The sequence below is a fragment of the Nonomuraea sp. NPDC049714 genome (assembly GCF_044465295.1).
Lineage (GTDB): Bacteria > Actinomycetota > Actinomycetes > Streptosporangiales > Streptosporangiaceae > Nonomuraea.
Genome location: NZ_JBITLM010000018.1, coordinates 149,419 through 170,827, shown reverse-complemented (window position 1 = coordinate 170,827; position 21,409 = coordinate 149,419). Strand labels below are relative to the sequence as shown.

The 21,409-nt window shown below is 72.8% G+C and carries 19 protein-coding genes; 15 read left to right on the top strand and 4 right to left on the bottom strand.

Going from position 1 to position 21,409, the window contains the following annotated elements:
- Positions 1–3 precede the first annotated feature (3 nt).
- The 4 genes from selA to fdhA all read left to right on the top strand — a co-directional run bounded on the left by selA (position 4) and on the right by fdhA (position 5,406).
- A complete protein-coding gene (gene selA, locus ACIBQX_RS45990) occupies positions 4–1,305 on the top strand; it encodes an L-seryl-tRNA(Sec) selenium transferase (RefSeq protein ID WP_397016283.1) in 1,302 nt (433 codons plus the stop codon).
- Positions 1,305–3,170 carry a SelB C-terminal domain-containing protein gene (locus tag ACIBQX_RS45985; RefSeq protein WP_397016281.1) on the top strand — a complete coding sequence of 622 codons (1,866 nt, stop codon included), beginning with the start codon at positions 1,305–1,307 and terminating at the stop codon, positions 3,168–3,170. Before selA ends, ACIBQX_RS45985 begins: the two co-directional genes overlap by 1 nt.
- A 67-nt stretch (positions 3,171–3,237) precedes the next feature.
- Complete coding sequence (locus tag ACIBQX_RS45980; protein WP_397016279.1) at positions 3,238–4,128, top strand: MIP/aquaporin family protein; 891 nt, start codon at positions 3,238–3,240, stop codon at positions 4,126–4,128.
- 57 nt (positions 4,129–4,185) lie between these two features.
- Complete coding sequence (gene fdhA / locus ACIBQX_RS45975; protein WP_397016277.1) at positions 4,186–5,406, top strand: formaldehyde dehydrogenase, glutathione-independent; 1,221 nt, start codon at positions 4,186–4,188, stop codon at positions 5,404–5,406.
- A gap of 61 nt (positions 5,407–5,467) precedes the next feature.
- On the opposite strand, the gene ACIBQX_RS45970 is transcribed toward fdhA, so the two are convergent.
- Complete coding sequence (locus tag ACIBQX_RS45970) at positions 5,468–6,322, bottom strand: hypothetical protein (RefSeq protein WP_397016275.1); 855 nt, start codon at positions 6,320–6,322, stop codon at positions 5,468–5,470.
- A gap of 328 nt (positions 6,323–6,650) precedes the next feature.
- Here ACIBQX_RS45970 and ACIBQX_RS45965 point away from each other — a divergent pair, with 328 nt between their 5' ends.
- From ACIBQX_RS45965 to ACIBQX_RS45955, 3 genes are all read left to right on the top strand, one after another.
- The gene (locus ACIBQX_RS45965; RefSeq protein WP_397016273.1) at positions 6,651–7,421 is read left to right on the top strand and encodes a SigB/SigF/SigG family RNA polymerase sigma factor; all 771 of its coding nucleotides are present in this window, start codon (positions 6,651–6,653) and stop codon (positions 7,419–7,421) included.
- Between the two features lie 79 nt (positions 7,422–7,500).
- The gene (locus ACIBQX_RS45960) at positions 7,501–7,839 is read left to right on the top strand and encodes a hypothetical protein (RefSeq protein ID WP_397016271.1); all 339 of its coding nucleotides are present in this window, start codon (positions 7,501–7,503) and stop codon (positions 7,837–7,839) included.
- A gap of 107 nt (positions 7,840–7,946) precedes the next feature.
- A complete protein-coding gene (locus ACIBQX_RS45955) occupies positions 7,947–8,855 on the top strand; it encodes a hypothetical protein (protein ID WP_397016269.1) in 909 nt (302 codons plus the stop codon).
- Positions 8,856–8,877: 22 nt separating this feature from the next.
- Here ACIBQX_RS45955 and ACIBQX_RS45950 read toward each other — a convergent pair whose 3' ends face one another.
- A complete protein-coding gene (locus ACIBQX_RS45950; RefSeq protein WP_397016267.1) occupies positions 8,878–9,840 on the bottom strand; it encodes a sulfotransferase family protein in 963 nt (320 codons plus the stop codon).
- A gap of 62 nt (positions 9,841–9,902) precedes the next feature.
- Here ACIBQX_RS45950 and ACIBQX_RS45945 point away from each other — a divergent pair, with 62 nt between their 5' ends.
- The 8 genes from ACIBQX_RS45945 to ACIBQX_RS45910 all read left to right on the top strand — a co-directional run bounded on the left by ACIBQX_RS45945 (position 9,903) and on the right by ACIBQX_RS45910 (position 18,217).
- Positions 9,903–11,228: a lanthionine synthetase LanC family protein gene (locus tag ACIBQX_RS45945; protein ID WP_397016265.1), complete on the top strand. Its 1,326-nt coding sequence runs from the start codon at positions 9,903–9,905 to the stop codon at positions 11,226–11,228.
- Positions 11,229–11,566: 338 nt separating this feature from the next.
- Positions 11,567–12,088, top strand: a complete 522-nt coding sequence (locus tag ACIBQX_RS45940; protein ID WP_397016263.1) for a flavin reductase family protein — start codon at positions 11,567–11,569, stop codon at positions 12,086–12,088.
- A 176-nt stretch (positions 12,089–12,264) separates the two neighbouring features.
- Complete coding sequence (locus ACIBQX_RS45935) at positions 12,265–13,197, top strand: sulfite exporter TauE/SafE family protein (protein ID WP_397016261.1); 933 nt, start codon at positions 12,265–12,267, stop codon at positions 13,195–13,197.
- A gap of 5 nt (positions 13,198–13,202) precedes the next feature.
- Positions 13,203–13,592 (top strand): RrF2 family transcriptional regulator, encoded by a 390-nt coding sequence (locus ACIBQX_RS45930; RefSeq protein ID WP_397016259.1) that lies wholly within the window; start codon positions 13,203–13,205, stop codon positions 13,590–13,592.
- A 109-nt stretch (positions 13,593–13,701) separates the two neighbouring features.
- Positions 13,702–14,742: an Ldh family oxidoreductase gene (locus tag ACIBQX_RS45925; RefSeq protein WP_397016257.1), complete on the top strand. Its 1,041-nt coding sequence runs from the start codon at positions 13,702–13,704 to the stop codon at positions 14,740–14,742.
- Positions 14,743–16,020, top strand: a complete 1,278-nt coding sequence (locus tag ACIBQX_RS45920) for an MFS transporter (RefSeq protein WP_397016255.1) — start codon at positions 14,743–14,745, stop codon at positions 16,018–16,020.
- 14 nt (positions 16,021–16,034) lie between these two features.
- Entirely contained in the window at positions 16,035–16,799 is a 765-nt protein-coding gene (locus tag ACIBQX_RS45915; protein ID WP_397016253.1) for an SDR family NAD(P)-dependent oxidoreductase, read from the top strand.
- Positions 16,799–18,217 (top strand): mannitol dehydrogenase family protein, encoded by a 1,419-nt coding sequence (locus ACIBQX_RS45910; RefSeq protein ID WP_397016251.1) that lies wholly within the window; start codon positions 16,799–16,801, stop codon positions 18,215–18,217. The genes ACIBQX_RS45915 and ACIBQX_RS45910 overlap by 1 nt, the downstream gene beginning before the upstream one ends.
- Before the next feature lie 105 nt (positions 18,218–18,322).
- On the opposite strand, the gene ACIBQX_RS45905 is transcribed toward ACIBQX_RS45910, so the two are convergent.
- The gene (locus ACIBQX_RS45905) at positions 18,323–19,384 is read right to left on the bottom strand and encodes a glycoside hydrolase family 19 protein (RefSeq protein WP_397016249.1); all 1,062 of its coding nucleotides are present in this window, start codon (positions 19,382–19,384) and stop codon (positions 18,323–18,325) included.
- Between the two features lie 97 nt (positions 19,385–19,481).
- On the bottom strand, positions 19,482–21,407 hold the full coding sequence (locus tag ACIBQX_RS45900) for a serine/threonine-protein kinase (protein WP_397016247.1): 1,926 nt from the start codon (positions 21,405–21,407) through the stop codon (positions 19,482–19,484).
- Positions 21,408–21,409 lie beyond the last annotated feature (2 nt).

The window sequence follows — 21,409 nt, the reverse complement described above, 5'->3', positions numbered from 1 at the left end:
AATATGGAGGACCGACGCAGGCTGGTGCCCCGCACCGACGCCGTGCTCGCCGACGCGCGCCTGGTCGAGGCGGGCGGGCGGCTGGGCAGGTCGGTGGTCAAGGCGGCGGTGGCAGCGGCGCAGGAGCGGGCACGGCAGGGCGAGATCGGCCCCGAGGAGGTGGCCGACGCGGCGGTGACGGCGCTCCCGGCCCGCGCGGCGAGCCTGCGTCCGGTCGTCAACGCCACGGGCGTGCTGATCCACACCAACCTCGGCCGGGCACCGCTGTCGGCGGCGGCCGTCGAGGCGATGACCGCCGCCGCCGGGCCCGCCGACGTGGAGTTCGACCTGCTGACGGGCGCCAGGGCGCGGCGGGGCCGGGGCACGCTGGAGGCGCTCGCCGGTGCCGTGCCCGCCGCCGAGGACGTGCACGTCGTCAACAACAACGCCGCCGCCCTCGTCCTGGTCGCCACCGCCCTCGCCGCCGGTCGGGAGATCGTGATCAGCCGGGGCGAGCTGGTGGAGATCGGTGACGGGTTCCGCATCCCCGACCTGCTCGCCGCCACCGGGGCGCGGCTGCGCGAGGTGGGCACCACCAACCGCACCTCCGTCCGCGACTACGCCGGCGCGGTGGGGCCGGAGACCGGGTTCGTGCTCAAGGTCCACCCGTCGAACTTCCGGATCGAGGGCTTCACCGGCTCGGCCGAGGTGCCGGAGCTGACCGGGTTCGGCGTGCCCGTCGTCGTGGACATCGGCTCCGGCCTGCTGGACCGTGAGCCGCTGCTGCCCGCCGAACCCGACGCCACCTCCATGATCGAGTCGGGCGCGGACCTGGTGACGGCCAGCGGCGACAAGCTGCTCGGCGGGCCACAGGCGGGACTCCTCCTGGGCCGGGGCGACCTGGTCGAACGCTGCCGCCGGCACCCGCTCGCCCGCGCGCTGCGGGTCGACAAGCTCACGCTCGCCGCGCTGGAGGCGACGCTGCGCGGCCCCGTCCCGCCGGTCCGGCAGGCGCTGCACGCCGATCCCGCCGCACTGTCGGCGCGCGCCGCCGCCCTGGCCGGTCGCCTGGCCCGCGCCGGGGTCGACGCGCTGGGGGTGCCGAGCGAGGCCGCCGTCGGGGGTGGCGGCGCGCCCGGCGTGCGGCTGCCGAGCGCCGCCGTGAGCCTGCCCGAACGGTTCGCCGTCCCGCTGCGGACGGGCGACCCGCCGGTCGCCGGCCGGATCGAGGGCGCCCGCCTGCTGCTGGACCTGCGCACCGTCCCGCCCGAACGCGACGACGACGTGGCACGCGCGGTGCTGCGGGTCGCGGAGGTGCCGGGCTGATGCACGTCGTGGCCACCGCGGGTCACGTCGACCACGGCAAGTCCACCCTGGTACGGGCACTCACCGGCATGGAGCCCGACCGGCTGGAGGAGGAACGCCGGCGCGGCCTCACCATCGAGCTCGGGTACGCGTGGACGGACCTGCCATCGGGGGAACGGCTCGCGTTCGTGGACGTACCAGGACATGAGCGCTTCCTCGGCACGATGCTCGCGGGGGTCGGGCCGGTGCCGGCCGTGATGTTCGTGGTGGCGGCCGACGAGGGGTGGATGCCGCAGTCGGAGGAGCACCTGGTGGCCCTGGAGGCCCTCGGCGTACGCCACTGCCTGCTGGTGGTGACCCGATCCGACCTCGCCGACCCGGCCCCGGCGATCGAGCGGTCCCGCACCCGCCTGACCACGGCCCTCGGTGGGCGGGCTCATACCTGTCCGGATGCCGTCCTTGGCGGGGAGGCCGGTGGGGTGGTGGCGGTTGCTGTCAGCGGGCGTACCGGTCAGGGGCTGCCTGAGCTGCGGCGGGCGTTGGACGGGCTGGTGGCTGGGCTGCCTCGGCCGGATCCGGGGGCGGCCGTCCGGCTGTGGATCGACCGGGCGTTCAGCGTGACCGGCAGCGGGACGGTGGTGACCGGCACCTTGCCCGCCGGGACGGTCTCGGTGGGCGATGAGCTGCTGCTCGCCGGTGAGCCGGTGCGGGTCAGGGGCCTGGAGTCGCTGAAGGAGTCGCGGGACACGGTGTCCGGGGTCGCCCGGGTGGCGGTCAACCTGCGCGGCCACGACCTCCCCGACCGGGGGCAGGCGCTCGTCACGCCAGGCGGGTGGACGTACACGGACCTGGTGGACGTACGCGTCCAGCCCGTCGGGGCGCTCCAGGAGGCCGCCGGGTTGCCTCGGCGGTTGACCGTCCACGTGGGGTCGGCGGCGGTGACGGCCGAGGCACGGCCGCTCGGCGGGCGCGTCGTACGGCTGCGCCTGGGCCGGCCGGTGCCGCTGCACCTCGGCGACGTGCTGCTGCTGCGCGACCCCGGTCGTGCTCCCGGACGTGACCCCGGCCGTGACCGCTCCGAGGTCCGCGTCCTCGCCGGTGCGCTCGTCCTCGACGTTCACCCACCGGCTCTCCGCCGTCGGGGCGCCGCCAGGGAGCGAGCCGCCCTGCTCGAAACAGCCCTGCCGAAGCGCGCCGCACCCCCCGCACCCCCCGCGCTGGGTGGGCTGGACGTGGCGTTCGCGTTGCGGGTTCATCGGTTGTTGCGTGCCGCTGAGCTACGGGCCATGGGGGTGGCGCCCGATGGGCCGGGGGTGGCGGGGGAGTGGTATGTCGAGCCGGGTCATTGGGAAGAGCTCGGGCGCCGGCTGATGGAGGTGGTGCGGGAGTACGGGGATGGTCATCCGCTGGAGCCCGGGATGCCGGTCGAGGCGGCTCGGCATGAGCTGGGGCTGCCTGATCGGCGGCTGGTCGGGGCATTGGTGCGGCCGCCGCTGGCGCTCGTCGGCGGGCGGATCGTGGCAGGGGCGGCGGGGCTGCCGGCGTCGGTGGGGCGGGCGGTGGAGCGGGTGAGGCGGGAGCTCGCGGCGCGGCCGTTCCAGGCGCCGGAGGCGGGGCGGCTGGCGGAGCTGGGGCTGGGGCCGAGGGAGCTGGCCGCCGCGGTGCGGGCCGGGAGTCTGCTGCGGGTGGGCGAGGGGATCGTGCTGCTGCCGGGGGCCGACGCGCGGGCGGCCGAGCTGTTGCGCCGGTTGCCGCAACCGTTCACGGTCAGCCAGGCCAGACGCGCGCTCGACACCACCCGCAGGGTCGCCGTTCCGCTGCTCGAACACCTCGACAGGGTCGGTCTCACCCAGCGGCTGGACGAGGTTCACCGGCGTTGCGGGTGAACCGTCCAAAAAGGTGGGTAGGTACAGAGGTTGGGGTATTGGGAACCATCGTCATCTGGGGGTAGCGATGGTCGGAGACCTTCCGCGGCGTCTCGTCGCAGAAGCCATCGGAACAATGCTACTGGTGATCTTCGGAGCCGGCTCCGTGGTGGCCGCGTTGCTCATGGGCGACGGTGAGCTCACCTACGCCGGGCTCGGCTTCATCTCGCTGTCGTTCGCCGTGGTCGTCGCGATCGTCATCTACGCCTTCGGCACCACCTCGGGCGCGCACATCAATCCGGCCGTCACCATCGCGCTGGCGGCGGGCCGCAGGTTCCCGTGGTCGGAGGTGCTGCCGTACATCGTGGCGCAGCTCGTCGGCGCGTTCGCCGGCGGTCTGCTCATCGTGGGCGGCTTCGGCCGCCGGGCGGCGGACCTGGGCACCGGGCTCACCGCTCTCGGCGAGGGCGTGAGTTATGGGCAGGGCATCCTGCTGGAGGTGATGGGAACGTTCCTGCTGATGCTCACGATCATGGCGATGGCGGTGGACCGCCGGGCGCCGACCGGCTGGGCGGGGTGGATGATCGGCATCGCCGTCGCGGGTGAGATCTTCGTGATCGGCCCGATGACGGGCGGCGCGGTCAACCCGGCCCGCACCTTCGGCCCGTACCTGACGACCAGCGTGTTCGGCGGTGACACGCCGTGGGCGCAGTTCGGCGTCTACATCATCGGTCCCGTCGTCGGCGCCGTGCTGGCCGTACTGGTGTACGACCTGGTGGCGCGCCCGGCGCGCGAGGTGCCGGAGGAGGCCGAGCAGGGCACCGCCGGTGAGATCGCCGGCGCCCGCGAGTCGCGCGGCGAGACGGCCGAGGAGGCAGCGGCGGGGGAGGTGCCGGCGGCCCGGCGTCCGCACCACGACGAGCTCCGCGAGCGTCTGGGGCACGGCGTCCGCCGCTGGCGCCCCGGACACGGGAGGTGATCGATGACCACGTGACCACCCAGCATCCACAGCGCGTACAAGGGAGAGGGCACCGTCATGCCCGGTAACAGAGGAGTCTCCTACGAGGGTCCAGGCAGAGTCGAGGTACGCGAGACCGACTACCCCGACTACGAGCTCAAGGACGGCCCGGGCGTGAACCCGGCCAACGTGGGCCGCAAACTGCCCCACGCGGCGATCCTCAAATCGGTCGCGACCAACATCTGTGGCAGCGACCAGCACATGGTCCGCGGCCGCACCACGGCCCCGACGGGCCTCGTCCTCGGTCACGAGATCACCGGCGAGGTGGTCGACACCGGTCCCGACGTGGAGTACATCAAGACCGGCGACCTCGTGTCCGTGCCGTTCAACATCGCCTGCGGCCGCTGCCGCAACTGCAAGGAGGGCAAGACCGGCGTCTGCGAGAACGTCAACCCGGACCGGCCCGGCTCGGCCTTCGGCTACGTCGACATGGGCGGCTGGGTAGGCGGCCAGGCCGAGTACGTCCTGGTGCCGTACGCCGACTGGAATCTGCTGAAATTCCCGGACAGGGACCGGGCGATGGAGAAGATCCTCGACCTGGCCATGCTCGCGGACATCTTCCCGACGGGGTTCCACGGCTGTGTGAGCGCCGGGGTGAAGCCGGGTTCGACCGTCTACATCGCCGGAGCCGGCCCGGTCGGGCTCGCCGCGGCGTGCTCGGCGTTCCTGCTCGGCGCCGCCGTCGTGATCGTCGGCGACCTGAACAAGGAGCGCCTGGACCAGGCCCACAGCTTCGGCTGCGAGACCGTCAACGTGGCCCTGGGCGAGCCGAAGGACCAGATCGAGCAGATCCTCGGCGAGCCCGAGGTGGACTGCGCCGTGGACGCCGTCGGCTTCGAGGCCCGTGGCCACGGCAAGGAGGCGGAGACGGAGCGGCCCGCGACCGTGCTCAACACGGTGATGGACGTCACCCGGGCGGGTGGCGGGCTCGGCATTCCGGGCCTGTACGTGACCGGCGACCCCGGCGCGGCGGACGAGGCGGCCCAGCACGGCTCGCTGTCGATCAAGATCGGCCTCGGCTGGGCCAAGTCGCTCAGTTTCGTCACCGGCCAGTGCCCGGTCATGCGGTACAACCGTCAGCTCATGCAGGCGATCCTGCATGACCGGGTGCAGATCGCCAAGGCGGTCAACGCCACGCCGATCTCGCTGGACGACGCTCCGCGCGGCTACCACGAGTTCGACGAGGGCGCGGCGCGCAAGTACGTGCTCGACCCGCACGGCATGCTCGCGTCCAGGTGACGGCCCACGCCGCGACCCTGCGTGCGCCGCGAGCGGCGTGAGCCGCCGCTCGCGGCGCGGGTCAGGTGAGCGGCAGGTCCTTGCGGGCCTGTTCCAGGTCGGTGGCCCAGATCCACAGCCGCTGCGCCGGAGGCACCTGGTGGTAGCCGAACAGGCCGACCTCGGTCAGCGTGCGCAGGTCCACGCACACCCGCTGGTAGGCGGCCGCGATGGCGTCCGCGGGATCGTCCAGAGTGCGGTCGCCGAGCTTGAGGCAGGCCCGGTACTCATAGCCGAGCAGCAGATCGGAGCCGAACTGGTGCCAGGCGCCGCGCTGCTCCCGCCACGCCGTGCCGGCCTCGTCGATGAGCAGGTTCAGGTCCGAGGCGCGCGGGATGGAGGGGTAGATGACGAAGGTGGCGGCCCAGCCGAGGGCGACCATGTCGAGGTTGAACGTCCTGCGGTCGGGGTGGTCGCGCGGCGGCAGCGGGTCGGCGTCCGAGCCGGTGAACCAGGGCGCGGTGTAGGCGAGCAGCCGGCCGTTCCGTTCCACCAGTTCGCCGGTGGCGATGACGGCCATCTTGCGCTGTGAGCCGTCCCGGCGGGTGAGCCGGGTGCTGACCATGCTCCGGTGGGCTTCGGCGGCCAGCTTGCCGGCGGTCAGGTGCCGCTGGGCGGCGTCGGGGGTGAGGCGGGCGATGAGATGCTCGCGCAGGTCCTCCGGCAGCGCGTCGTACGTGCCGTCGCTCAGGCGGGTCCTGGCCCGGTCGAGGGTGGCCTGGGCGGTGGGCGGGCTGCCGCCGAGCTGACTTTCCGGGGTGTCGATGGACACCATGCGGATCGACATCTCGATCGTGGGGGTGTCGCCGTCGGTCACCTTGACGAAGCGGTAGTCCTGGGCCGGGCGGCTGGGGCCGACGAATCCGAGATCCACCATGCTGAGCTCCTGCACCTGTCGGGCGGGTGAAGATCTGCCAGCGGCAACGTCGCAGCCGGTCCGCCCGCCGCCGCGCGGGGCACGCCGCCCTTGACGGTCACGGGCGGGAACCATGTCCAGCGCTTGGTTCCGGTGAAAGGGCGGTGCGCTGACCAGGGCGAAGAGGGTCCGTGACTTTTTTGTGACCTTTTGCAGGTTCGTTGGCCGTTCTGTGGGGCAAAATTGATCTCGAAGTCCAGCAGAGGGCTTCTTGCCTCACGTGTACGTGGCGTGCCTCTGCCTGGGCTTTTCTCCATGGGCGGGCCGCCGGCGAGTTTTGGAGCATCACATGGCCGTCCTGGATATCGCACTCGAGCAGATGAACGCCGAAGAGCTTCTGGCCGAGATGGTCAAGCCGCAGACCTCCGAGCTTCTGAAGGCACGTATCCGTGAACGCCTGGTGGAGATGTACGACGGGCTCGTGTCCGACGTCACCCGCCGCTACCGCTACCGTGGCGAGCCCGTCGAGGACCTGCGCCAGGCCGCGTACGTTGGGCTGATGAAGGCCGTCAACGGCTTCGACGCCGAGCTCGGTCACGAGTTCCGCGGCTACGCGATGATCACCATGATCGGCGAGGTCAAGCGTCACTTCAGGGACCGTACGTGGGCCATCAGGGTGCCGCGCGTCTACCAGGAGCGGCGGATCGAGCTCAACAAGGCCACCGCCGAGCTGACCCAGACGCTCGGCCACTCGCCGACCGTCGCCGAGCTGGCGGCCAAGATGGGCATCTCGGAAGAGGAGGTGCTGCTCACGCTGGAGGCGTCCACCGCCTACAGCGCGCTGTCCCTGGACGCGCCCGTGGGCGACGGCGAGGACGCGGCCGAGCTGGGTGACTTCCTCCCGGCGCAGGACGGCTCGCTCGACGTGCTGCTCGACAAGCACTCCGTCAAGCCGCTCATCGACGCCCTGCCGACCAGGGAGAAGAACATCCTGCTGATGCGCTTCTACGGCAACATGACCCAGGCCGAGATCGCCGCCGAGTTCGGCATCTCGCAGATGCACGTGTCGCGGATCCTGCGCGCCGTGCTCACCAAGCTGCGCAACGGGCTGTCCGACTAGCAGGGGACCGTCGAGCGGATAGGCTCGCAGATGTGGTCCCCTGCCGGGGAACACTCCCTATCCGAGAGTGACAGGCGACATGAGCAGTGTCCGCAACAACGACGATGTGCGGGTCGGGCACGGGGCCAACGCGCAGTGGCTCAAGGACAATCCCTCGGCGCTGCCCCAGGTGGGGCCGGGCCGCTGGGCGGTGTACGACCGGACCGGCCACCTGTGCGGCCACATCACGGGTGACGGCCCGACCCGCGAGACCCGGTTCAAGGCGGTCACGGCCGAAGGCGAGCCGGTCGCCGAGGACAGCTTCGGCATCACCCTGCCCGACGCGGGGGCGTACCTCCTGGACGTCGCCGGGGGCGGCGAACAGGAGCGGGAGCAAGAGCAGGAGCGGGAGCAAGAGCAGGAGCGGGACGCCGGCTAGCCGTGCCGGCCACGGATTTCCGGTAATGTCCATAGGCATTACATGGAATCCTAAAAGGAAGGTGACCAGGCATGCCTGGCTCCCCGTCGTGGCCTAATCTCGCGTCCATGTCGATCAATGAGGACGTTCTCGGCGGCCTGCTGCCCGATCCCGATCGTGCGGCCGTCGCGGTCCTGCCCCCGGTCACCGGGGAAGGGCACTGGGCGGGCGCGCCCAGTGCCGTCGCCGGGGACGGGTGGATCCACCTCGCCTACCGGTTGCGCCGCCCGGTGGGAGAGGGGCGGGGCTACGCGGTGGTGATCGCCCGCTCCCGCGACGGCGAGCGCTTCGAGACGCTGGCCACGATCAACCGCGAGCAGATGGACGCCGAGTCCCTGGAGCGCCCCGCGCTGGTGCGCCTGCCGCAGGGCCGCTGGCGGCTCTACCTCAGCTGCGCCACCCCCGGCACCAAGCACTGGCGGGTGGAGGTGCTGGAGGCCGGCGACCCCGCCGCGTTCGATCCGGCCGCGCGCCGGATCGTCCTGCCCGGCGCCCCGAAGACGGGGGTGAAGGATCCGGTGATCGTACGGCGCGGCGAGGTCTGGCACCTGTGGGCCTCCTGCCATCCGCTGGACGACCCCGACGAGGCCGACCAGATGGTGACCGACTACGCCACCAGCGCCGACGGCCTGGAGTGGACCTGGCAGGGCACGGCGCTGAGCGGCCGCCCCGGCCAGTGGGACGCGCGGGGCACCCGCGTCAGCGCCGTCCGGTTCGACGGCGGACGCGTGCTGGCGTTCTACGACGGGCGGGCCAGTGCGGCGGAGAACTACGAGGAGCGCACCGGCGTCGCGGTGGGAGCCGAGCCCGGCTCGCTCGCCCCGTACGGCGACGCCCCTGCGGCGGCGTCGCCGCACCAGGGCGGCGGCCTGCGCTATCTCGACCTCGTCGACCTGCCGGCGGGCGGCACCCGGCTCTACTACGAGTACACCCGCGCCGACGGGACCCACGAGCTCCGCACCGAACTCCGCACCTGAGTCCGCACCCGGGCTGCGCTGATCAGAGCGACGCCGCCCGGCCGTTCCTGGACTGGCGCTGGCTCGGCGGCCGGGTGCCGACCAGCCCGCCGGAGCGGGACTTGGGCCCGAGCCAGTCGCCGAAGTCGTCACCGGTGACCTGCCCCAGCAGGGCGATGTCGTCGGCGAAGTAGGGCAGGAGCCGGCTGCGCTGCTCCCAGGTCAGCGGCCGGCGCGACTCGCCCCGGTGCTGGAGCAGCGTCTCGATGGGCGCGGCCAGCGTGGCGGGCAGGCGCCGCCGGAACGACGACAGCAGGGCGTGGCGCGGGCTCGCGTCCGGGTGGGCCGTCACGTTCTCCCTCGGCACCTGGGTGACCAGGCCCTGCCGTACGCCGAGGAACGCGCAGATCCGGTCCAGCGTCTCGGCCGGCCGGTCCACCAGATCGCGGTAGCGGAAGATCAGCACCTGCTCCCGGGGGAACAGCGTGAACAGGTGGGCGAGCTGCCCGCCGTAGCGGCCCAGGGCCGTGTAGTGCCAGAAGTGCGCCCAGCCGGCGGAGATCCGCCCGCTCTCCTCGGCGCAGGCCCGCACCATGTCGTCGATCGGCTCCAGCCCGGCCGACCACAGGTGCGTCCAGTTCGAGTGGGCCCGCTCGACCGGGTCACGCAGGATCGCGATGATCCTCGCCTCCGGTATCGTCGTCCGGATACGGCGTTGCGCGTTCAGGTCGTACAGGTAGAAGGGGGTCGCCTCGCCCTTCAGGGTGCGGGCGGGCGCGGCGGCGAACAGCGCCTCGTAGTCCTCGCGCCGCCAGACGTGCTCGCGGTAGGTCCTGGCGTCGCCCGGCCCGCCTCTGGCCGGCGGCGGGCCGTCGGTGAGGAAGAACTTGGGCTCCTTGACCGGTGACATGTACAGCTGCGGATGGCGGTGCAGAGCGGCGTGCAGGGCCGTCGTCCCGGCTTTGGGCGCGCCTGCGATGAGGAAGTCCGGCAGGGGCACGATCATCCCTCCTAAGGACTGACAAGTATCACCTCATTACCTACCAACTATGTGGGATGCTTCAAAGCATGGGTTTGGACAGAACCCGCTCACCGAGCGACCACGTCGAGACACCGATGACCGCCGCGATCATGGCCGGGCGATGGATTCGCTCCGCCGCGGCCGACGACGAACGCGGGCGGCACTGGCGAGCCAACCCCGACCCCAGGGGGAGGGCGGCCGTCGACACCGAGCCCGCCTCCCTGTACGCCGGGGCGGCCGGCATCGTGCTGTTCTTCCTCGACCTCGCCGCCGCGACCGGCCACGAGGCCTACCTGGAGGACGCCCGCGCCGGGGCCCGCTACCTCGCCGCCACCTGGCAGGACCAGACGGACCTGTCCCTCTACCACGGCCTCTCCGGCGTCGTCGTCGCGCTCACCGAGGCGGGCTGGGCGCTCGGCGACGACCGGTTCGAGCAGGCGGCGGTGGCCGCCACCGACCGGATCGTCCAGGCGGCCCGCCCGTTCGGCGGCGGTCCCGGCTGGACCGGCGACCCCGCGCAGAGCGGTGACGGCGGGATCGTGCTCGGCCTGCTGCGGGCCGCCACGGTGCTCGGCGTGCCGGCCTACGAGGAGGTCGCGCTGGCCGCGGGGGAGCGGATCGCCGACCTCGCGGTGCCGGGCCACCGCTTCGGCGACTGCCCGGGGCTGCCCGAGGACGCCGTCACGCCCGGCTTCCTGTCCGGCACGGCGGGCACCGCCTTCCTGCTGGCCCGCCTGTACGAGCGCACGGGTGAGGGGCGTTTCCTCAACGCCGCGCTGCGGGGGGCGGGTTTCGTCCGTGAGGTCGGCGTCGTGGCCGGCCGGTGCGCCGTCGTCCCGCACCACGTGCCGCAGGGCAGGGGGCTGCACTATCTGGGGTTCTGCTCCGGTTCGGCCGGGGTGGCCCGGATGTTCTACGAGCTGCACCGGGCGACCGGCGACCCCGGTCACCTCGACTGGGTGGAGCGGCTGGCGCGCGGCATCATGGAGAGCGGCGCCCCGCACCGGCAGACGGCCGGGTTCTGGAACGTGGCCTGCCAGTGCTGTGGCGCCGCGGGCCTGCTGGAGCTGTTCGTCGGGCTGTGGGCGGCGACCGGGCGTCCCCTGTACGCGACCTACGCCGAGACCCTCGCCACCCACCTCATCGGCCGCGCCACCGGTTACGACGGGCGGGGCATGCGCTGGTACCAGGCCTACCGCCGGCTACGGCCCGGCGAGGTGTCGGCGGACACCGGTTACCTGGTCGGGGCCGCCGGGATCGGCGCGGCACTGCTCCACTTCGACGCCGCGATGAAGCCGGAGCAGGCGCGCAGGTGCATCCTGCTGCCGGACAACCCCTTCCCCGCGATTCCGGTGCCCACGGCCCAGTCGTGAGTATTTCATGTAAAGCCAGTAGGAAATGTTGACTTTGGGGGAACAGGAGCGTACGTTCCAGGTATGAGCCAGGGCATCAACCTGACCAAGCGCGCGCACGTGGACTTCGGCCACGTCGTCAGCGCGCAGTGTCGTTGATCACGAAGACGTTCCTTCCCTCCGACTTCTCCTGGCGTGGCCGACGGCGCTCACGCTCTCACTCGACGTCCTCCCTCCAGCGGGCGAGGCGTCTCTCCCGTGAGGAGCAATTTCGTGATCATGACCTCTGACCCATTCCCCGCCGAGACGCACTGGTACGACCTCCCCGACGACGACGCCGAGCCGGAGGCGACGGAGTCATGACGGACACGGTTTCCGATCCCCTGGCGCCCGACCGCACGGTGGACGCCGACGGCTTCCGGCGGGCGCTGGCCGTCCATCCCGCCGGGGTGGTGGTGATCACCGCCCGCAGTGAAGGCCTTCCCGTGGGGCTGACCGCGACGTCGTTCTGCTCCGTCAGCCTGGACCCGCCGCTGGTGTCCTTCTACGTGGACCGCTCCTCCAGCACCTGGCCGTCACTGCGCGCGGCGGACCATTTCGCGGTCAACATGCTGGCCGGCGACCAGGCCGACGTGGCGGCGCGATTCGCCCGCAAGGGCATCGACCGGTTCGCCGAGCCCACCCGGTGGCGGCCCGGCCCGCTGGGCGCGCCGCTGCTGCAGGACGTGTCGGCGCACCTGGTCTGCCTGCCGTACGAGACCCGCGAGGTGGGTGACCATGTCCTCGTGGTGGGGCTGGTCGCCGAGGCGAACGTGCGCGGCCCGGTCCGCCCCCTCCTCTACCACGGCGGCCGCTTCGGCCGGTTCGTCGCCCACGCCTGACTTCTCCCAGGGAACTTCGGTGTCCGTTCCTTTCGGCATGCCTGTTCTCAGACCCGGTGGGACCGATGACCCGGCGAGAACTTCGCCGGGCCGCGATACGTAAACGTGACTTGACTGTCAGTATCTATCCATTAGATTCCTACTTGTACAGTAGGAATCATAGGAAAGGGGAGGTCGTGCGAGCGCTCATCCTGCTCGGGCTGGTCGGCTTCGTGGCCCAGCTCGTCGACGGCAGCCTAGGCATGGCCTACGGTGTCACCTCGACCACGCTGCTGCTGGCCGTCGGCACCAACGCCGCGGCCGCGTCGGCCACCGTTCACCTGGCCGAGATCGGCACCACGCTGGCCTCGGGCATCTCACACTGGCGCTTCGGCAACATCGACTGGAAGGTGGTCGCCAGGATCGGCGTGCCGGGCGCGATCGGCGCCTTCGCCGGGGCGACGTTCCTGTCCAACCTGTCGACCGAGGTCGCCGCCCCCGTCATGTCGATCATCCTGCTGTCGCTGGGCGTCTACATCCTCGTCCGCTTCACCGCCTTCGGCCTGCCGCGCGGCAACCTGGGCAAGCCGCTGCGCCGCCGCTTCCTCGGCCCGCTGGGACTGGTGGCCGGCTTCGTCGACGCCACCGGCGGAGGCGGCTGGGGGCCGGTCGGCACCCCCGCCATCCTGGCCAGCGGCCGCCTGGCGCCGCGCAAGGTGATCGGCTCCATCGACGCCAGCGAGTTCATCGTCGCCATCGCGGCCAGCATCGGCTTCTTCGTCGGCATCGGCTCGGAGAACATCAACTTCTCCTGGGTCGCCGTGCTGCTGGTCGGCGGCGTCATCGCCGCGCCGATCGCCGCCTGGCTGGTGCGCCACATCCCGCCGCGCATCCTCGGCTCGGCCGTGGGCGGCCTCATCATCCTGACCAACGTCCGCACCCTGCTGCGCAGTGACTGGATCGACGCCCCCGGCGACGTCCAGACCGTGGCCTACCTCGCCATCGCGGTCCTGTGGGCCGCCGCCCTGGCCTACTCGATCCGCGAGTACCGCCGGGACAAGGCCAACGAGACCGTCGAGGCGGTCGAGGCCGATCTCCGCAAGCCCGAGGAAGAGACCACCTCCGCCTGACACCTGTGAGGATCTCCGCACGCACCCAGTACGCCCTGGGAGCCATGCTCGCCCTGGCGGAGGCAGGCGGCCCGGTCCACGCGGAATGGGTCGCCACCTCGCAGGACATCCCGCGCCGCTTCTGCGACAACATCCTGCTCCAGCTCCGCCGGGCCGGGCTCATCCACAGCCAGCGCGGTCCCGAGGGCGGCTACTGGCTTGCCCGCCCGGCCGGGCAGATCTCCCTGGCCGACGTCATCCGCGTCACCGAAGGAACCGAGCAGGCCGCCAGGCCGTTCCCCAAGGCGGCGGCGCCCCTCGAAGAGATCTGGGCGCGGCTGCACGACCATGAGCACACCCTGTTGCGCGAGATCACCCTCGCCGACGTCATGGCCTCCGGCGGCTCACTCCCGTGACCGAGCCCGATGGGACCGTTCCACCTGGTACGCCCTGGTTTCAGTGGGGAAGCAGCGGGCATATGCGCCCACACGGAGCGACAGTTACCGCCTAACGAGACAGCTCGCCATGGCCTCGACATCCCACGTCAGCACCGCCGACCACCTACGTGACCTGGCCCGCGACATCCTCCAGGCGGCCGGTACGCCCCCTGAGACGGCCGCGGTGGTCGCCGCGTCCCTGGTGGACGCCGACCTGGCCGGGCACGGCTCCCACGGTGTCCGACGGCTGGTGCCGTACCTCGACATGATCGAGACCGGGATGATCGTGCCGGCCGCCCGCCCGCACGTGGTGTCCCGCCGTGGCGGGACCGCCGTCGTGTCCGGGCGGCGCGGCTTCGGGCAGGCCGCCGCCCGGCTGTCCGCCGCCGAGGCGGCCGAGCTGGCGGGCGCCCACGGCGTGGGCGTGGTGGCCATCGGCGAGTGCAACCACGTCGGCAGGCTCGGCGAGTACGCCGAGACGCTCGCCCGGCAGGGCCTCATCGCGCAGATCGTCGGCAACGCGGACCCCACCGTGGCCCCCTACGGCGGCGCCCACCGCAGGATGCTCGGCACCAACCCGATCGCCTGGGCCGCGCCGCGCGCCGGCGGCGAGGCGGTGGTCATGGACTGGGCGAGCGCCGCCATGGCCGAGGGCAAGCTGGCCCTGCTGAGCGCCGCCGGCGAGGCCGCGCCCGAAGGAGTGCTCGTCGACGCCGGCGGGCGCCCCTCGACCGACCCGGGCGACTTCTACCGGGGCGGGGCGCTGCTGCCGTTCGGCGGGCACAAGGGCTACGGCCTGAGCGTGCTCGTCGAGCTGGTCGGCGGGCTGCTCACAGGCACCGGCGTGTCCTGCTCCGAGGCCTACGACGGCACGTTCGGCACCGTGATCACCGCGCTCGACGTGGCGGCGTTCGTCCCCCTGGACGCCTACGTCGACCAGGCCGAATCCTTCTGCCGGGCGTTGCGCGAGTCCGGCCCCGGCGTGGTCGTGCCCGGGGAGCCCGAGGCGGAGGCGCGCCGCACCCGGCTGGCGGAGGGGATCCCGGTGCCGCACGCGGTGTGGGCGGAACTGGGCGGGCTGGCCGCGCGGCTCGGCGTTCCGTGGGCCGATTCGTCCCCAGGAGGTTAGATGGCCGCCACCCCCCAACTCAAGCGCGTCGTCGCGGGCGCCCTCGTCGGCACCGCCCTGGAGTGGTACGACTTCTTCATCTACGGAACCGCCGCCGCTCTCGTCTTCAACCAGCTCTTCTTCACCGACGCCGATCCGGCCGCGGGCACGATCGCCGCCTTCGCCACCTTCGGCGTCGGTTTCGTGGTCCGGCCGTTCGGCGGCGTCCTGTTCGGCCACCTGGGAGACAGGATCGGCCGCCGCTCCACCCTGATCATCACCACGGTGATCATGGGAGTGTCCACGGGGCTGATCGGCCTGCTGCCCACCTATCCGGCGATCGGGGTGTGGGCGCCGATCCTGCTCACGCTGCTGCGGGTCTGCCAGGGGCTCGGGGCGGGCGCGGAGTTCGGCGGCGCGGCGACGCTGCTGGCCGAGCACGCCCCGCAGAACCGGCGCGGCTACTACGCCTCCTTCGCCCAGACCGGCGTGCAGATCGGCCTGGTACTCGGCACCTCGGCGTTCCTGCTCGTCCAGCTGCTGCCCCAGCCGGACGTCACCTCCTGGGGCTGGCGGGTGCCGTTCCTGGTGAGCTTCGCGCTGATCGGGGTCGCGCTCTACGTGCGGCTGCGGGTCGCCGAGTCGCCGGTGTTCCTGGAGATGGAGCGCAGTCGCGAGATCGTCAAGCTGCCGATCAGGGACACGATCGCGCGCTACCCGCGCAGCTTCCTCGTCGGCGTCGGCGCGCACATCTGCGACACCGCCGTGGTCTACACCCTCGCCACGTTCAGCGTCGCGTACGCCACCGCCGAGCTGGGGCTGACCAATCGCACGGCGCTGCTCGGGGTGATCTTTTTCGGGCTGACCGTGATCGTGCTGCAGCCGGTGTACGGCGCGCTGTCGGACCGGGTGGGCCGTCGCCCGCTCAACCTCTTCAGCGTGCTGTTCGTGGCCGCGTTCGCCTACCCCTACTTTCTCATGGTCGACACCGGCGTCCCCTGGGTCGTGTGGCTGGCCATGATGATCATGGGGGCGGGCGGGTTCGCGCCGCAGGTGGCCGTGCAGCCGGTGTTCTACGCCGAGCTGTTCGGGGCGCGGGTCCGGTACACGGGGTTCGCCGCCTCCCGCGAGGTGGGCGCGGCCATCGCCGGGTTCTCCCCGCTGATCGGGGCGACGCTCGCCGCCCGGTCGGGCGGCGAGCCGTGGCCGGTCGCGGCGTTCCTGATCGGCACCGCGGCGATCTCGTTCGTGGCGTTCTACGCCTCCCGCGAGAGCAAGGATCTGGACATCGCGACCTGAGGAGACGTGCGCAGATGGACATCCAGGGGACGGTCGCCGTGGTCACCGGCGGCGGCACCGGCATCGGCGCCGCCGTCGCGGAGCGGCTGGCCAGGAAGGGCGCGGCGGCGGTCGTGGTCAACTACTCGCGCTCGGCCGCCGAGGCGGAGGCGACCGCAGCCCGCCTGCGGAGTTCGGGCTGCGCGTCCGAGGCGGTCGCCGCCGACGTGTCCGACGACGCCGCCGTCCGCCGCCTGGCCGAGCGGGTACGCGCCGGCTACGGCCGGGCCGACCTGCTGGTCTGCAACGCGGGGACGACCCGTTGGGTGCCTTTCCCCGACCTGGAGGCGCTCACCGACGAGGTGTGGGAGCAGGTCATGGGCGTCAACCTGATGGGCGCCTTCTACTGCGCCCGCGCCTTCGCCCCCGACCTGAGGGCCGCGCGCGGCGCGATCGTCAACGTCGCCTCCATCTCCGGGCACCGCGCCCTCGGCTCCTCACTCGCCTACGGCGTGAGCAAGGCGGCCCTGCTCCAGCTCACCCGCGGCCTGGCCGTCGCGCTCGCGCCCGAGGTCAGGGTCAACGCCGTGTCGCCGGGCACGGTGGAGACCCGCTGGCACGTCGACCGCCTGGGCGAGCAGGGTTTCGCCGAGATGACCGCCAAGGAGCAGGCCAGGGTGCCGCTGCGGCGCACCGCCCGGCCCGAGGACATCGCCCGGATGGTGACCGCGCTGCTGGAGGCCGACATGGTGACGGGGGAGACCCTCATCGGCGACGGCGGCAAGCACCTGGTCTACTGATGCGGCTCTCGCGCCGGACCCTGTCCGCGGTGCCCGAGGAGGCCAGGCCCGCGCTCGGCCCGGACGGCCTGCGTACCGGCCTCGTCCACCTGGGCCTCGGCGCCTTCCACCGCGCCCACCAGGCCGTCTACACCGAGGACGCCGGCGACCCGGCCTTCGGCGTGTGCGGGGTGACCATGCGCAGCATGGCCGCCGCCGAGGCGCTCGCGCCGCAGGACCACCTCTACTCGGTCCTCGAACGGGACGGCGCGCACGCCTCGATCCGGGTGGTCGGCGTGCTGACCGCGGTGGTCGGGCCGGAAGTGGGGATCGCCAGGATCGCCGACCCGGACGTACGGGTGATCACCATGACGGTGACCGAGCCCGGATACCGCCACGACCCCGCGACGGGACGGCTGCGCGCGGACGACCCCGAGGTGGCCGCCGACCTGGCGGGACGGCCGCCGGTCACCGCCGTGGGACGGCTGGTCGCCGGGCTGCGCGCCCGCCGCGCCGCCGACGCGGGGCCGGTGACCGTGATGAGCTGCGACAACCTGGTGGGCGGCGGCCGGCTGCTGGCCGGGCTGGTGGCGGAGCACTGCCGCCTCGGCCGCGAGGAGGACCTGCTCGCCTGGATCGAGCCGAACGTCGCCTTCCCGTCCTCGATGGTGGACCGGATCGTGCCCGCGGCCACCGCCGCCGACCGGGCTGCCGCCTCGCGGCTGCTCGGTGTGGAGGACCGGGCGGCGCTGGGCACCGAGCCGTTCCGGCAGTGGGTGATCGAGGACAGGTTCGCCGCCGGCCGGCCGCCCTGGGAGCGGGCGGGGGCGATCGTCACCCCCGATGTCGCGCCGTACGAGACCATGAAGCTGCGCATGCTCAACGGCGTCCACTCGCTGCTCGCCTACCTCGGCGCGCTCGCCGGGCTCCGCACCGTCGACCAGGCGATGGCCCGCCCCGACCTGGTCGAGGTGGCCCGCCGCTACCTGGAGCACGACGCCGCGCCCACCCTCACCCCGCCGCCCGGCGTCGACCTGGCCGACTACGGCGCCCGGCTGCTGACGCGCCTGGCCAACCCGGCGCTGCGCCACCCGATCGCGCAGATCGCCGCCGACGGCACGCACAAGCTGCCCCAGCGGCTGCTCCCGGTGATCCGCGACCGCCTCGCCCACGGCGCGGAGGCCCGCTGGGCGGCGCTCGGGGTGGCGGCCTGGATGCGGTGCGTCGCTGCCGGGCGCGCCGACGACGGCGCGCCGCTGACCGTCGCGGACCCGTCGGCCGAGCGGCTGCGCATGCCTGAGGCGGGGCCGGCAGAGGTGGTGGACCGGCTGATGGGCCGTGAGCCGGCGGGGTCACGGGCGCTGCTGGTGGACTGGCTCTTCCGGCTGACCGCCGACGGCGCGCTCGCCACCGCCCGCGCCGCAGCCCGCGAGGGGTGACGCCGCCGCCGGGCTGCCCGCCTTTCACGGGCGCCCGGCGCGGTGCCGCCGCGCGGGCGTGAGCTCGCGCGGCGCCTTCGGCTCACCGGCCTGCCGGCAGGCCCGTCAGCAGGACAGGTTGTCGCCCGGCGTGGTGCCGAGGATCTGCACGAACCGCTGGTAGGTGTTGATGCGGCTCTGCACCTGGGCGGGGTTTCCACCGTTGCACTCGATGCGGCCGTTGATGCTGCGGATGGTCTCACCGAAGCCGGGGCCGTTGACCATGGCGTTGTGCGGGGTCATGGTGCCGGGGCCGCTCTGGGTGTTCCAGTACCACAGGCCGGTCTTCCAGGCCACGGAGGCGTCGTTCTGGACCAGGGAGGGGTTGCGGAGCAGGTCGAGGCCGAGGGCGTCGCCGGCGGCCTTGTAGTTGTAGTTCCAGCTGAGCTGCATCGGCCCGCGACCGTAGTAGGCGGACTGGCCGGCGGGGCAGCCGAAGGGCTGGCCGGTGTCGCAGTAGTGCGAGTAGTTGGCGGTGTTCTGCTCGACGATGTGGACCAGGCCGCCGGTCTCGTGGCTGACGTTGGCGAGGAATGCCGCGGCCTCCCGCTTGCGTACGGTGTCGCTGCCGGTCTTGGTGAAGCCGGGATAGGCGCTGAGGGCGGCGGTCAGCCCGCTGTAGGTGTAGAAGCCGTTCCTGCTCGGGAACATCTGGTTGAACTGCGCCTGACTCACCAGAAACCCGGACGGGTCCGGCGGGTCGGTGGGGGTGGTCCCGCCGCAGGTGTACGGCTCCCAGAACCAGGTGCTGATCGTGGGGTCGTAGCCGGGGTTCTCATGTTCGGCCCGGTAGTAGCGGCCGTCGGTGAAGCGGACGATGGAGCCGGCGGGATACCAGGTGCCCGCCGCCCAGTTCGGGTGGTTGCACGTGGGCGAGGTCGAGCCGCCGGTGCAGCCGCCCTTGTCCGACCAGACCGCCGCGCTTCCGGGAGCCTCGCCCTGCGTCCACCACAGGGCGGAGTAGTTGCGGCCGTTGTGGGAGACGGAGGCGCCACCGGTGTAGACGGCGCCGGAGTTCCACGTGGCGGCACACGCCTCGGCGGAGGCGCTGGACATCGGCAGTGCGAAGGTCAGCGCGCCGGCCATCGCCGTGGCGGACATGGCGGCGAAGATGCGTTGTTTGTACACCCGATCACCCTCTCTGAATCTCTTAGGAAAGTTTCCTAAGAGATTGGTGCCTGAGGATAGCCCTGACTCATCGCGGCAACAAGACCCAAAAAAGGAGTCAGCGGACGCCGTAGTGGACGGTCCACGACATGCCACCGGTGAACTCGGCCAGGACGCGCACCGGCCTGCCGGTGAGGTCGATGGCCTGGGCCCGGGGCGGGACGCTCTTCTCGGTGTAGACGGCCAGGTGGTCCCTGCCGTACCAGAACCAGACCTTCCCACCCTCGGGGAGGGGCACGGCGGCCAGCCGCCGGCCGGTGGCGGCGTCGAGGACGCACGCGGTGCCGGTCCTGCCGGGGCACCGGGCGATCAGCCGGCCGTCTCCGGAGAAGTGCGGGACCTCGTCCTCCGCCAGCGCGGCCTGGCCGATGGTGCGGCGCACAGCGCCGTCCAGGCCGTGCACGCTGATCCGGTCGGGGCCCGAGGCGCGGGCGACGGTGTCCTCGTCGGGCCCCCACGTGTAGCCGGCCTTGCCGGACTCCGGCGCGCCCCGCCGGGTCACGGTGGCGGTGCGCTCGGCGGGGTCCACCACGGCGAAGCCCACCGTACGGTCCTCGGCCGCGGTGTCGAAGACGGTCACCAGCAGCCGATCGCCCTCCTCGCTCCAGCTCGCCCGCCGCAGGGCGAGCGGCGGGTCGACCACGTGCACCCAGAACTCGCCGCCGAGGTCACGGTCGGTGAACCGGACCCCGCCCGCGTTCTCCACGGCCAGACCGGGGGACTCGTGGATGGCGGCGGTCCGCTCACCGCTGGGGGAGACCAGCGGCAGCATGCGGCTGGTCAACGGCCGGAAGGTGTCGCCTCCGACGGCACGCAGGCCGGCCCTGAAGGCCAGCCCGTCGGTCAGCTCCGTGCTGCCGCGCAGGAAGGAGGTCACCCGCAGCGGGTCGGAGGGATGCTCGTGCAGCGTCGCGCCCAGCTCCGGGACCTTGACCACGTGGGTGTCGGTGGCCAGCGGCCCGCTGGTGGCGAGGGTGACCGCCCACGGCCTGAGCACGGCGAGCGCGACGGATGCCGCGACGATCACGGCCGCCACGGCGGCGGTCATCATCACCAGGCGGCGTTTGCGCGGGCCCGGCTCGCCGAAAGGCACGAGGGTGGACGGCCACCGGCCGGGCCGGGTGGTGGACGCCCGGGTGACACCGGCGGTCAGCTCCTGCGGGGAGGTGGCGTCGGTGGCGGCCTCGGCCGGGCGGCCGAGCAGGCGCAGGAGCACCTGCCGGGCGGCGGGCCGGTCGGCCGGGTCCTTGGCCAGGCAGGCGGCGACCGCCTCGCGCAGGTCGTCGTCGAGGGGGCCGAGGTCGGGCTCGGAGTTCACGATCCGGTTGACGATCGCGGGCAGCGCGCCGGTGCCGAACGCGGGCGTCCCCGTGGCCGCGAACACCATGGTGGAGCCCCACGCGAACAGGTCGGCGGCGGGCCCGCCCACCCCGAGACGGAACTGCTCGGGCGCCATGTACGGCGGGGTGCCCATCAGGTCCTCGCCGGGGACGTCGGCGACGCCGGCGGGACGGGCGATGCCGAAGTCGATGACGCGCGGCCCTTCCGGGCTGAGCAGCACGTTGCCCGGCTTGAAGTCGCGGTGCACGACCCCGGCGCGGTGGATGGCGGCGAGCGCGGTGATGGTGCCCACGGCCAGCCGGTGCAGCTCGCGCCCGCGCAGCGGCCCACGGGCGGCCACCGCCTGCTGCAGGGTGGGCCCCTCGACGTACTCGCTGACCACGTACGGCGCGTCGCCGGCCGTACCGACCTCTAGGACCTGCGCCGTGCAGAAGGTGGCGATCTTCGGCAGGATCTCGGCCTCGCGGCGCAGCAGCGCCGCGGCCTCCTCGTCGGCCGCGAGCAGCACCTTGACCGCCACCGGCCGGCCGTCCGGCGCCTCGGCCAGGTAGACCACGCCCTGCCCGCCGGCGCCGAGCCTGCCGCGCACCCGGTAGCCGCCGATCGTGCCGGGGTCGTCGGACCGCGGCTCGGTGGCGGGCACGA